This is a genomic window from Parapedobacter flavus (genome assembly GCF_035818675.1).
In the GTDB taxonomy this organism is placed as follows: Bacteria; Bacteroidota; Bacteroidia; order Sphingobacteriales; family Sphingobacteriaceae; genus Parapedobacter; species Parapedobacter flavus.
This window is the reverse complement of record NZ_JAYKZZ010000011.1, coordinates 105730-119187: the sequence shown is the minus strand read 5'-3', so window position 1 is coordinate 119187 and position 13458 is coordinate 105730. Positions and strand designations below refer to the sequence as shown.

Here is a 13458-nt window from a genome sequence, read left to right as displayed (position 1 = left end):
CACTAATTTTCTTTAACATTCAGCATGTGAGAAACAACGGATTCAAAATCCTCTTCCGCTATCTCCAATGTGGAAATAAGTTCCCACAATGACTCGTCTTTTTCTATCAATACCTGAGTAGAAATAATCCAGCTTTGGATCCACCCGGTTAATGTGGACCAAGCGCCCCAACCAGCGTCCGCATTCGACGCCCAGTAATCCCAGTTTTCATAATTAAAAGCTCGGAACCAGGCCCCATCAATACTTTTAAACTTTTCACTCTTCACCTGTATTCTAGTTAAAAAATCAGATAACTTTAGAAGAGCTTCTTTATACTCGAGATTAGATGTTGCCTTGGCCGCTTCGTTTAAACCTATAAAAGCAAAATTTGTAGTGTACAACATATCGGCTATTGGATCTCCGTTTTCAAATATCAAAGGAGCCTCATGATTACCATACTCATTATTCGATTGAGGTCTACCAAACAAACCCAAAGTCGCATCGCCTAGTTCTTCTCTAATAGCTCCTGACTCCACTTGATTTTTAAGCACGTCACGAACCATCGTATCAAGCCATTCAATGTGTTGACGGCTTGGGTTTACCTGCACCAACCAAGCTAAGGGCAATAACATTCGAGCGCGTTCTTGTTGAATTCCATTCGTCCATTTCCATTTTGAAGGATATGCATCCATCGTATTCCCAATTCCTTCAACTGCCTTTTCATATAAAGGTTCGTAGCCTATCTTATGATACAGCCATAAATAACACGCCCATAACCAGGATTCAAAATGTGGGTGAGGGTTAATGTTCTCTCTATTCCAGTAATATTCCCATCCGTTTTTTTGAATATCTTCTTCTTCCAGCCGGGCCTCCCGGAAACCTTTTTTTCCGGTCGTTCGAAAGTTGGCAATAACGGCTTCCATTACTTTTCTATTCCATCGTGTTTCTCGCATTAAAGCTGAAGCTGTAGCCATTCCCAAAATTGAACGTGCATTATCATCACCGTAGTAAACCCACTGATGCGTAGCTGACCAACCCAAAAGCCCAAACGTCGGACTATTAGGGTCACCCCTTGGTCCAAGACGAAAATGATCGAATGAAAAGTCAATCAGATTTGCGGCAATTTCAGCATACTTTTCATTCTCCAGCAAGTCTGCCGATAGAGCGAATGCCATAGCGGACTCTCCTTGGACATCATTTCTCAACCAGTATCTGTACTTTTGCAATCCGTCAGGATAAATATACGATGAGTGTCCTTCTAAAACGCCAAGCGAGCCATCTCCATCTTTTAAAGTTGCTGGAAGTTCCGGTCCAACGGGCATAAGTCCATCTCCCATATATTTTTCTACCCAGTCTTTTTTCCAGGATTCATCAATTAAAAAGTGTCCATTAAAAAACCATTTGATCCCTTTTTCTACGGACTTTTTTCTGGCATTATGAGAGAGTTTTTCTTCTTTCTGGAAGGAAGGGTGTACGTAGGACAACCAAGTGCCAAACTCAAATGTAGAACCTGTTAAATGAGATAAAATCTCTTCCCAAGCTATTTGCCAATCTTTTTCCGGCATAAACCTGCTTACTGCATACCTACTTAAAGGAGATGTTGAAATCAAAATGTTATCAGTCAACTTATACAATAGAGGCAATTTATGAGTACCCTCTAATCCAAACACCGCTTTATCAAAGCCGGCCACCTTAGCTATAGATAACAATTGATTGTCTGATATGGAGGGTATAATTGGGCTTGAGTTGACCGTGAGCAGCGATAAATAAGGCAAGTTTTTAAAAAAAGAAGTGTCCGTAACGACCACTCTTTCTATTCCAATCGTATCAACCTTCAACGGCTGGATGGCTGCTATATCCGAATACTCGACATATACTTTAAGTTCCTTTTCTTCAATCAAACTTATTTGATAATCCTTTAGCTTATTTATATTTGCTCCATCAGATAAAAACAAAACCATCCCTTTTGAGGGTACTTTTTGCAACGCCTCATCAAGTGTATTATGTTTTTTTACATTAACGCCCTCGTTCTTTAGGTTTAATATTAAATCGTTCTCCGGTCCTATGTAATGGATATAACCCTTATCGCCACAAGACAAAAAAAACATGAAAATCAAAAAAACATATAGCGGTTTATTTCTCATCGTATCATCATGTTACTATCGTCGATGACTGAATTCTGACTCCTTTTTTTGTCTTTTAGCAATTATCTCTGCTAAATAGTAATACAGCTGGTTATCATCAGGATTATCAGAGTGAAATAATTGATAAAAAGCATCTCCTCCCTGATAATAAGCAACCTCCATGGTATCCCATACGTTATACTCATCGAATACGCGAATATAATCTCTCATGCGATAGCCCCACCCATTCTTTGCCAAAGCTCTTTCATCAAACTCCATTTCCATACTCATACCGTATTTCAACGCATCTTCACAAGCCTTCTCTATTTGAGAAATCTGACGGTCTTCGTTAAAAAAATAATTTGGTTGATAAAAAGCCTGATTAAAACCTAGCTTTTCCCATTCATTGAATCCATCTGAATTAAAATAAGGGATCCAATATAATTTATAGCCTATATCATTAGCGTAATTTATAACATCCGTAACCAAATCTCTACTGTTTGTCGCTTCTTCAGCAACCCAATAAAATCCGGCTAACGCTAAATTTTCGGGGTTAGCATCATTAAAACGTTCAATTACATAATCTATAAACCATTTACATGCAGCAAGCCGATGCTCTTGTTTCGAAAAATCCATTGCGACCCCACCTATTTCACCCCAGTCTCTTTGATTCGGGATAGGTTCAGGAACGGTAATTACAACTTTTCTTTTTGTGAATCCATTCCTATTCGAATCGGTTAGGACATCCGAAACTTGATCATTCAAAGCCATAATAGCGTTTCCGTCTTTAAAATAATTGTCAACCAGATTTTTCCATTCAACTTTGCGCGCAGGCAAATCTTTGTAATATGACGCAAAACCTCTGGTTCCATCATGAATTTCTAGAAACAAAAAGCCATCAAATAACCAATCCCTTTCCCCTTCTTCATTTACAAGCGAGACATAAGGTTCAAAGTGTTCTTTATTCCATTTTATGGATCTATGTGCACCGCCATCATATATCAAAACTAAATCTCGGATAGAAGAGGTCGTCTTATCATCTTTAACATCAGGTTGCGAATGTGAGGTTAGCGGTATTACCAGTAATAAGTATAAAGTTTTCTGTAAAAGCTTAAATTTAATCATATTGATGCTTTTTTAATGGTTTACAATTACTTGGGTCGTTCTACTACAAACTTGGAAAACTTATGATATAGCGCTATATCTTTGCTATTATCGGAATTGGCCAACTCATAAATTGCTTTATCTCCTTGATAATATGCAATTCTTTTATCCCAAACGCCATACTCTTCAAAAGCTTCGATATAGTCTTCTAGCCTATACCCCCACCCGTATTTATCTAAAGCTCTATCATCAAACTCGATCTCCATATCCATGTCGTAACGGATAGCATCTTCACACGCTTTAGTTAAAAACGAATGTGGGGTTTGATCGCTAAAAAAATAGTTCGGTTGATAGTATGCAAAATTAAAAGTTAACTGTTTCCACTGAAAAGCTCCGTCAGAGCCGTGATAAGGAATCCATATAAACCCATATTTTAAGTCATTTAAGTAGTGACTAATATCGGAGAGTATACTTCGCGTATTTGTAGCTTCTTCGGCAATCCAATAAAACCCCGATAGTTCAAGGTTCTTATAATCAAATTCATTAAACTTGCTCCTCACATAATCTATATACCATTTACACGCTTCAATTCTATCCTCAGCTTTCGAGAAGTCCAGCATTTGCCCATCTCTTAGGCTCCCCCAGTTTTTTTGACCTCGTATAGGTTCAGGAATTCCGATTACGATTTTATGTTTATCCTTTGGCTTTCCTATTCTAGAAGACGCCCTTTCTATCAATTTGTTTAATGCGCCCAAGTTATTATGGGACTGAAAATAATGATCCGCCAACAATTTCCAGTCTTGTTGGTTTGCAGGGTTAGGTGTATACCCCGTCGCAAAAGTTTTCCCTGAACCATTATGGATTTCTAAGAATAAAAAAGAGTCAAAAATCCAATGTTCCACACCTATCTCATCAACATAGGTTACATAGGGCTTTAAATAATCTTCATTCCATTGATGAGCTCTGTGCGCTCCGCCAGAGTAAAGAAGCACTAAATCATTATTCTCTAATATTTCTTCTCTATCTTTTTCTCTATCATAAAACGTTTCTCGATTAACTTCCTCCTCCGATACTTTTTCATCAATACGCTCTCTCTTGCTACAAGAGACAGTCATCGTTAATACCGAAATAATCAATAAATAAAAGCTTTCCTTTTTCATATCAAAATGAAGAACGAGTAAGTATATGTAAACTTAGCGCTTATTTATTCCAACCCCATAAGGTCACCTCACTAAGCGAAATAAAGTCATCATTTCGATAATTTTCAACAACTTTAACTCTTAAATATCTTACACTCGGGCTACTTTCTTTCTCAAAGTTTAAATTATCACCTTCTCCAAAATCATCTAAGGTTGACTTTGAGTTATCCAACGTTCCCAACCTTTCCCAATCACTCCAGTCTCCTTCTTTTGGCGGGTTTCCTTCCTTCATGTAACCCCATAATTCATATACTTTAGGACAAACATTCGTATATGCCCAATAAAGATTTGCTTTAAACTGCTTTAAATCATAATAACTCCCATCATATCGAGTACCTATATCGAAAGTAAAAGTGCCTCTCGTTAAATAATTTCTATAACCAATAGAGCCATAATCACCTGGTAATAACATATATTCATCGTCCCATAAGTATGAAATACTTCCTTCTTCAACACCTCCATCATTATCTAATCTATACTCGGAAAACTGAGTTTTATCTGCTTTAATATATTCTGGGATTGTAGCAGTTAATGTATAAGTCAGATCATCAAATAAATCATTAATTACAATTTCGTGGGGTTCATTCAGGTTAAGGACTAAAACCGTATCATGAGGTGCTAGGAGCTTAGCTCTTTTGGAAACCTTTAACTTGACCTCTACTTCTTCTAAACTCTTAATATTAAAAAATTCCAGTTCAATCGTTCTATTCTTATCTGAAATATTTGCAACGACTTCCTGGGGACCATCTTGGGCGGTCACCGATTTTATCGGGGTCAAAACTGGATTCAAAGGAATCGTTTCATCGAAACTATCCAAGCCACATGATGAAAACATCATAAATCCTCCAACAAATAAAATGATTCCTAAATAATAAGTTATATTTTTCATTTTTGATATTGTCTTGAATTAAAATACTACCACCATGGATTCTGTACTAAGGCTTTACTCTTATTAATTTCCGACTGTGGAATAGGGAATAAATAATATGCTTTCTCAAAAACCCTTGTTTCAAAAGGAACCACTTCATAGAAACCAGTAAAAGAAAAGTTATTTGAAGCCGCATCACCCGCATTTATATCCATCCCCCACATACGGCCACCATCTCCCCACTTCCTATTATCAGGGGTATTGCCCCCTCCGGTATCGGGTGTATGAGCTAACCATCTTCTCCGAGAAGTAAAATAACGGTCTCCTTCAAAGCACAGCTCTATTTGTCTCTCTCTTAATATTAAATCCCGCTGTAAATCTTTATTGCCGGCGATCTCTGGATTAGTAGCAAAAGCACTCGGAACTCCCGCTCTTTCTCTAATCATATCCCAATACTTTCGGATATCCGGATTTCCCGGATCATATTCATTAAGAGCTTCTATATAATCCAAGAGTATCTGTGCATAACGTATAAGAACATTATTATACTGCTGAGGAAAAACGCGGTCACGCATATTGGCCAATGGATCATTATTCTTTTGAGCCAAATATCCCGTTCGTGAAAAAAACGTGTATGATCCAGATTGACGTGAAACACCTCCATAATACAACTCAGCTCGACCAAAACCGTCTTTCTGACCCGGTGAGTTATAGTAATCCCGTTTCTCTTTATCATCAGGTAGTTGAGGGATAATCCTTTTATTATACAAGATAGCAGCATAAAAACGAGGTTCTCTATTCGCATACATATTCCAGTCTCCTTCCCAATGCCCCCAAGCTCTGCTCTCTCTTATATCAGCAATTATTTGCTTACGCCCTTCTTCCGTAGACACATCTCTATTATTTGGATTCCATTTGGCATGTGGAGCTGTTGAGAATCCAGACGCAACGTACCCTGACGTCGGGTCATCAATCGTTTTCCCATTTTCCATCAAGAACGCATCTACAATGCGCTGAGTAGGGCCTACACCTCCCAAATTATTAGGACCTGGAGAAGTGTGTATCATCCACGCTTGCGTATTTCCTTCACCTGCAGCAGCAAAAATGATTTCACTGTTCCATTTTTTTAAATGGACATCCACTAGCGATTTATAAGGATTAAACGGTTCACCTCCTCCGTCACTGTTTTTATATAGACGTAATCTGGATTCGGGATTATTTTCAGAAATATTTATTACCTCTTTACTTGCTTCTGCTGCTCTCTTCCACTTCGACTCATCATAGGTAGTATTGACCAAAAGGGTGCCATCAAGATTTTTAAAATCTGCGTACTCCGAATTCCCATTCCATTGTGGACTTGCGGCATAAGTAAGCACAATAGATTTCACAGATTTGCATACGATCTTATTGGGCTTTCCCATTTGGTTTTGATCATCCCACCAATGAAGAGGCAAATCTTTTTCCGCTGCATCCATCATTTCCACAATATAATTTACAACATTGTCAAACGGTTCACGAGGCATTGAAGCAAAGTCTGCATCATTTGGATATAATTCTTTTATTAAAACGACAGGACCATATTGACGCAATAACAACCAATAATAGTATCCTCGTAAAAACTTTACCTCCGCTTTATACTGTGTTTTCAAAGCTTCGCTTAATTGAGCACATTTATCTACATTATTCTCAAACACAAGAGAGGCTCTTATTGCCCTGTACCAAAGTGCATATTTGTTATAAAAGCCACCGTTTGGATCCCAATTACCTAGATTAATAGGATAAGTATTATAGACTGTCCAGCTCAAGTCGATTTCGTCCGATAAGCCAAGCCAAGGATCATCTTGGTGAAGATTATGCTTCGGTATAGCCGCATAAACGTTCGCAAGATATTTCTCAACTTCTGTTCTTGAACTCCAAACCATATCATCGGTTTTCATATCATCTGGCAGTTTGTCCAAGAAGTCTGAACACCCGGACAACAAGATAAATTGAAATAAAAATAAGCTTATTATGATTCTTTTCATTTTTCTTAATTTTTAAAAAGTTGTTCTGATTCCAACGTTTATTTTCCTTGACAAAGGATATCTATTCCCGTTTGCCGTACCCGTTTCCGGATCCCACATATCCCAAGGTGAAAACAAGGCTACATTATTCGCTAATACGTGAATTCTTAATGCTTGAAGTCCCAAAATAGACACCATATTTTGGCCAAAAGTATACCCCATTTCTATTTCAGCTAATCTCAACAAATTACCACTATAAATATTTCGAGTCGATCGTTGCCAATTATTAGTCGACCTTCCATCCGAGAGTCGGGGGTAAAAAGCATCTGGATTCGGATTATCTACTGTCCATCTGTCTAATGCTTTTTCAAATACGTTCCCTTTGCCCACACCCTCGCTAAATGGTATAAAAGTCGAACCTCCTAAAGCATACGTTGCACGAGCTTGACCCCGAAAGAAAACGCCTAGATCTATTCCTTTCCACATAAACTGAGAACCAAAACCATAGATAATCTCTGGGATATTTGAATAACCGATGGCCACTTCATCGTTTGCGTCAATAACACCGTCATCATTTACATCTTTATACTTTACATCACCAGGACGAACGGAACCAAATTTTTGCTCAGGGCTATTGCTAATCTCTTCTTGATTTTTAAATAGACCTTCAGCTATATACCCAAATTGTTGACCTAAAGGATGGCCTGTTCTCATTCGGTACTCATATTCCATATCAGGCTCATCCATTTCTATGACCTTATTACGTGTAAATGAAAAATTTCCATAAAAACGATAATAAAAGCCTCTTATATTATTATTAACCTCGATCGTAGTTTCAACCCCTTTGTTCTCCATTATTCCCATATTAGCATAGGGAGTTGAATTGACACCTGCAACTCCCGGCAAAGATTGTCGGAGAATCAATATATCTGACCTTCTTTCATGAAACAGGTCAACATCCATAGTAAAGGCATTATTAAACATTCCAAGCTCGAATCCAACGTTCGTTTTTAAGCCTTTTTCCCATGTCAAATTAGAAACCCCAATTTGGTCTTCACCTATCCCTGCTACATTAGTAGGGTTGAAGCCAAAGCCATATCCGCCAAGCCCCCCTCCCCAAGTAGAAAGATATCCATAACGCAAATTATCCGGCAGCGCATCAGACCCCACCAATCCGATAGATCCTCGTAATTTAAGAAGACTGATAGGCTTAAAGTTCCAGAATGATTCATTTGTAATTAAATAACCAATAGCACCCGCCGGAAATACCCCAAACCGATTGTGTTTAGGAAAATTTTCTGAACCGTTATACCCTAAATTAAACTCTCCAAAATACACGTCATTAAAAGCATAAGTCGCTCTAAAAGCTACGCCTTGCTTTCGATAGGGCAAAGCTGTTATTGAGCTACCTGCGGTTCCGTTAATAAAGTCACGCTGATAATACATGAGCATGCCTCCAACTCTGTGTCGGCTATTAAACAAATGGTCATAGATTAATTGAGCTTTCGTTTCGATAGCTCTATTTGACCCTGCACTAGTCGCGTAACTTAAGTATTCGTTACCTTTATCAACCTCTTTTACAGTTAAGTCGCCTGTATCATCATCTATATCCTCAACCGAATAAGTAGTTGATGTCTTATTCCTTCGCTGCAACGTGTTATTATATGCATCAAAAGAAAAATAGGCTTTGAAATCTAATCCTTCGACAAATCTGGACAAGTCTTGATTAAGCACAACTTGACTCATTACTTGCGTATTGAATCGGGTATTATAGCCCGATCCGTGCAATCTTTCTGCAGGATTGGACTCTCCTACTTGGCTCGGAGCTCCCCAGCCCCATTCAATAGAACCGTCAATGGGATTTCGGCCAATCGGAAGTCTAACAGGGTTCCCTATAGGAGTTGCCAAATAGGACCAATAAAATAATTCCTCGGCAGGACTACCAAAATAGGTCGAATAAAGTGTCCTCGTTCCCACGCCAGGTTCGTGAGCATCAGTCAAATGCGCTCCAATCTCTAAATTTATGACGGTAGATTTTGACAGGGTAACGTCAATATTGGACCTGAAGTTGTACCGTTTTAATTTAATATTTGTACTATAATCATTCAATCCAAAGTCCTTAAAGTTTCCATTGTCTTGAAAAAAGCCACCGCTAATAAAGTATCGAGCTCTCTCTCCACCCCCTCTGACCGTTAGGTTTGCATTCGTATTATTTGACCATTTTTTAAATATCTGATCGAACCAATTGACATTGGGGTATAAAAATCTATTTACATCCCGCTCTAAAAAATCTATGTAATTCTCAGAATAATTTTCTCTTCCAAAAGCCTCATTATATAATCGAGCGTAATCTGGTCCGTCTAAAAACTTGGGCATATTAGGCAGGTCTGAAACTCCTGATTCTATTTTAGCTTCAATACTTGCCTTTTGAGGAACCCCTTTGCGCGTGGTAACTAAAACAACTCCATTTGCTGCCCGCACCCCATAAACTGCAGTAGCTGAAGCATCTTTTAAAATGGAAATCGATTCAATTTCTTCAATAGACAGATTAGACATATCTCTCTCAACTCCATCAACCAAAACAAGAGGACTCTTATTTGAACCAAGGGTAGCAATTCCCCGAACCCAAAAAGAAGCATTGTCGTATCCGGGCTCCCCTGATCGTTGAACAATAGTGGCACCAGCTATTTTACCAGACATAGATGCTACAAGCGACCGCTGTGGAATAACTAAATCGCTGGTCTTAATTGTTGAAATAGCCCCTACGACACTTGCTTTTCGTTGAGACCCCATTCCCACTACCACAATTTCATCGAGTAACTCGACATCCTCTTCCAAGATGATATCCAAAACTATTTTGTTATCCAAAGGGACGTCTTGCGAAAGATAGCCTACATATGAAAGCCTTAACACCGAGTTCAAGGACGGAACATCTATTATAAATTTGCCTTCAAAATCTGAAGCCACGCTTCTATCAGCGTCTACCAACATCACGCTTACCCCTGACAGTGCTTCTCCTTTTGAATTTTTTATTGTTCCTCTGACTTCGATTTGTGCATATGCATAATTGCTCAGCAATAGAAAAGTCAGAAAATAAAAAACAATAAAAATCCGTGAAAATTTCCTCGTCGGAAAAAATGATACGATTAATTTCATTCGAATATGTTTAAATCAGTTATTTTGTTTATCAATCAATTATAAAATCAGCAGGAATAGAAATTTCCATTTTTACATGCGATACGCTTTTGTGTTTAACTGATTAGGTCAGTTTCATCTTCGTTATCTGTACTTACGGTAAAAATCGATCTCTATAGCTTATGCCGCATTCACGTCAAACTCCAGATTAGGCTCTAACTGCTGTAACTATTTTTTGTAATACGCGATTAGCTTACCTTTCCTGTAGTTGTTCAGATGTTCCGACCCCGTTCTTTGAATTCCATGTTATCACGATGGTCTCAATGGCCACTTGCTTGCTTTAAGGATTTTACGAAAGGGCATTGCAATACGTTTTATCATAATTTTAGTGTTAGTTTTGAATGTTGTTTATATCGCCGTCAATTTTTAAACATACTTTGATCTTGATTTATACCCATTAAGAGCAAAAAAAACAATATATATATAACACGCGGCGGGCACTAAGAATGCAATGCCCCAACTAAACCCGTCGATGAGCAGCCCCTGCAAATAAGGAATTGCCGCCCCCCCAACAATAGCTGACGACAAAAGACCGGATGCTCGGGTGGTATAACGTCCCAGCCCTTTTATTGACAAGGAGAAAATAACAGCGAACATCACCGAGTTACACAGTCCAACCGCAATCATTGTCCATGCCGAAAAATAGCCACCCGAAGAAATGGAAAGAACGATAAGGAGGACAGATAACGTCGATGCATATACCAACACTTTCTCCGGCTGGAGCACCTTCAACACCATCGCTCCAATCAATCTTCCAATCAACATTCCGCCCCAATAAAAAGCCACATAATTATTAGCCCGGTGCTCCTCAATATGGAGCCGATCTGCAACATAATTGGTGAGGAACGTGCCAATAGCAACCTCGGCACCCACATACATGAATATGCCCAATAAGCCAAAATTCAAGTTACGGAACGAGAAAATTCCCCGTTGAGCTTGACCGCCCGTAGGCGACAAACGCGTCACGTGATTGCTAACCTTTGGCAAGGAGAGAAAAGAAACCAGCAATGCGATGAGAAACAAGACCCCACCTATTGCCAAATAGGGAATACTGACGGCGTCGCTCGATGCATTGGATTCGGATAACCTGGACAGGATAAAGTGCGCACCGAAAAGGGGGGCTACCGTGGTACCGATGGAACCCACGCCTTGTATCAGCGTGAGCCGCGACGACGCAGTTTCGGGCTTTCCAAGTAAGGTAATATATGGATTTGCTGCTACCTGCAATAGTACTATTCCAATAGCAAGCACAAACAATGCACCAAGGAAAAGGCCGTACTGATGTAATAAAGCGGCGGGGAAAAACAACAATGCTCCCATCCCAGCTATCGCGAAACCGAATACCATCCCACGTTTATAACCCACTCGTTCAACGATTCTACCAGCAGGTATTGACATCACCGCATAAGTGAGAAAAAAATAGAACTGCACTAAAGCTGAGTCGGCATAGCTAAGTGTAAATCCCGCCTTGAAAAACGGCACTAAGGTGTCGTTCAAGCAGGTAATGAATCCCATCATGAAATACAAAACGGCTAATACGACTAACGCCGGCGTATAGCGCCGTCCATTGGTACTACTTGTCATCGAACTATTCACAACGCCTAATGCCATACATTATTTATATTGAATCAGTGTGCTCCGTTGTGTCGCCCCCATGTCTTCCATCGTTCTCCACAGCTGAAACAGCCCCCGCGGAACGTGGAAGCACCCTTTCCATTTTCCACCTTTCAACGGAAGTAGTACTTCCCCCTGGCGATTGAGGTAACCATACCATTCACCTCCTCCAGCATCGGGGAAATGGGACCACGTATATTCATGGAGCTTATTGAACCATTCGGCGCAACGTTGGTCTCCCGTATGCAAATAACCTTTCGCAAATGCGATCATCGCTTCGATATGTACCCACCAAAGTTTTTGGTCCCACTCGAGTTGTTGCAGGGGCTTGCCTTTTACATCCAAAAAATAAAAGATGCCACCATAAGTTTTATCCCAGCCGTATTCGACAAGCTGCACCGCAATATCGATAGCTTGCTTCATCAGTTCTGTATTGTCTGTGCGTTTAGCAAGGTCCATCACAAACCACATCGATTCCAAGCCGTGACCGGGATTCACCAACCGGCCGTCAAAAGAATCGGAAAATTGGCCATCAGCGGTTACATTTTCCAAAACGACGCCGACATCGGGTTGATAGAATGTTTCCATAACGGACTGGATGCCATATTGGATGGTACTATCGACTAGATCGGGTTCAATCAAATGTTCAATCTCGAGCACCAAATTGCATAGTATCATCGGTAGTGCGAAATTCTGCAGTGGTCGCGTGTCCGGATATTGCTTATTGTACTTTCCCTTCGGGTCAGACCGGCGCCGCAAGATATTGTTGAACGTATTCTTTGCAATAACGGCATATTCCGCCCGGCCAGTAGCTTTGTATAATTGACCGAAGGCCATGGCAGCGAAACAATCTGAGAAAATATTATAGGGCTGCACCAAGGGCCGCCCCTCCCGATTCAACACGAAATACCAATTCCCCTCCGCATCCGTGCCGTGAGCTTCGAGGAAATCAGCGCCAATTTGTGCTGCATCGAGCCATTCTTGCCGCTTCTCAACGGTATTATAAAGCATTGCGAATGTCCAGACCTGCCGAGCTTGCAGCCAAATAAACTTGTCGGTATCATAAACGCCGCCCGACTCGTCTAAACAGCTGAAATAACCCCCGTATTCGGTATCGAGTGAATTTAACAACCAAAACGGAACTACATCATCTAACAATTGGCGCTTATACAGGTCCGCCAACCCATCAGTATCAATCATATTACTTCGCACACTATATTTAAACGTACCTCGAACCATTAATTAAGTCTGTAATTGCGACTGCTAAATAAAAATATATATTTTAATAATCCAAATTATTTTTAAATTATTTTTTTATATATTCTATATTCAGTAAATTTTTTAACTATATTTTACTTGATATTTTAGGCGTA

The 13458-nt window shown here is 39.7% G+C and carries 8 protein-coding genes; all 8 read right to left on the bottom strand.

Going from position 1 to position 13458, the window contains the following annotated elements:
- Positions 1 to 2: 2 nt before the first annotated feature.
- Positions 3 to 2123, bottom strand: a complete 2121-nt coding sequence (locus tag U9S71_RS10340; protein ID WP_326327283.1) for a hypothetical protein — start codon at positions 2121 to 2123, stop codon at positions 3 to 5.
- Positions 2124 to 2138: 15 nt separating this feature from the next.
- Complete coding sequence (locus U9S71_RS10335) at positions 2139 to 3227, bottom strand: DUF4855 domain-containing protein (protein ID WP_326327281.1); 1089 nt, start codon at positions 3225 to 3227, stop codon at positions 2139 to 2141.
- A 26-nt stretch (positions 3228 to 3253) separates the two neighbouring features.
- The gene (locus tag U9S71_RS10330; RefSeq protein ID WP_326327280.1) at positions 3254 to 4366 is read right to left on the bottom strand and encodes a DUF4855 domain-containing protein; all 1113 of its coding nucleotides are present in this window, start codon (positions 4364 to 4366) and stop codon (positions 3254 to 3256) included.
- Between the two features lie 40 nt (positions 4367 to 4406).
- Positions 4407 to 5294, bottom strand: coding sequence for a DUF5000 domain-containing lipoprotein (locus U9S71_RS10325; RefSeq protein ID WP_326327278.1), 888 nt, complete (start codon positions 5292 to 5294; stop codon positions 4407 to 4409).
- Positions 5295 to 5320: 26 nt separating this feature from the next.
- Positions 5321 to 7297, bottom strand: a complete 1977-nt coding sequence (locus U9S71_RS10320) for a RagB/SusD family nutrient uptake outer membrane protein (protein ID WP_326327276.1) — start codon at positions 7295 to 7297, stop codon at positions 5321 to 5323.
- Between the two features lie 12 nt (positions 7298 to 7309).
- Positions 7310 to 10432, bottom strand: coding sequence for a SusC/RagA family TonB-linked outer membrane protein (locus U9S71_RS10315; protein WP_326327274.1), 3123 nt, complete (start codon positions 10430 to 10432; stop codon positions 7310 to 7312).
- A gap of 405 nt (positions 10433 to 10837) precedes the next feature.
- Positions 10838 to 12082 (bottom strand): sugar MFS transporter, encoded by a 1245-nt coding sequence (locus tag U9S71_RS10310; protein ID WP_326327272.1) that lies wholly within the window; start codon positions 12080 to 12082, stop codon positions 10838 to 10840.
- A 3-nt stretch (positions 12083 to 12085) separates the two neighbouring features.
- Entirely contained in the window at positions 12086 to 13285 is a 1200-nt protein-coding gene (locus U9S71_RS10305) for a n-acyl-d-glucosamine 2-epimerase (protein WP_326327270.1), read from the bottom strand.
- Positions 13286 to 13458 lie beyond the last annotated feature (173 nt).

Coding starts and splice junctions, on each gene's coding strand:
- U9S71_RS10340 (WP_326327283.1), bottom strand. CDS start 2,123: ATGAGAAATAAACCGCTATATGTTTTTTTGATTTTCATGTTTTTTTTG.
- U9S71_RS10335 (WP_326327281.1), bottom strand. CDS start 3,227: ATGATTAAATTTAAGCTTTTACAGAAAACTTTATACTTATTACTGGTA.
- U9S71_RS10330 (WP_326327280.1), bottom strand. CDS start 4,366: ATGAAAAAGGAAAGCTTTTATTTATTGATTATTTCGGTATTAACGATG.
- U9S71_RS10325 (WP_326327278.1), bottom strand. CDS start 5,294: ATGAAAAATATAACTTATTATTTAGGAATCATTTTATTTGTTGGAGGA.
- U9S71_RS10320 (WP_326327276.1), bottom strand. CDS start 7,297: ATGAAAAGAATCATAATAAGCTTATTTTTATTTCAATTTATCTTGTTG.
- U9S71_RS10315 (WP_326327274.1), bottom strand. CDS start 10,432: ATGAAATTAATCGTATCATTTTTTCCGACGAGGAAATTTTCACGGATT.
- U9S71_RS10310 (WP_326327272.1), bottom strand. CDS start 12,082: ATGGCATTAGGCGTTGTGAATAGTTCGATGACAAGTAGTACCAATGGA.
- U9S71_RS10305 (WP_326327270.1), bottom strand. CDS start 13,285: ATGATTGATACTGATGGGTTGGCGGACCTGTATAAGCGCCAATTGTTA.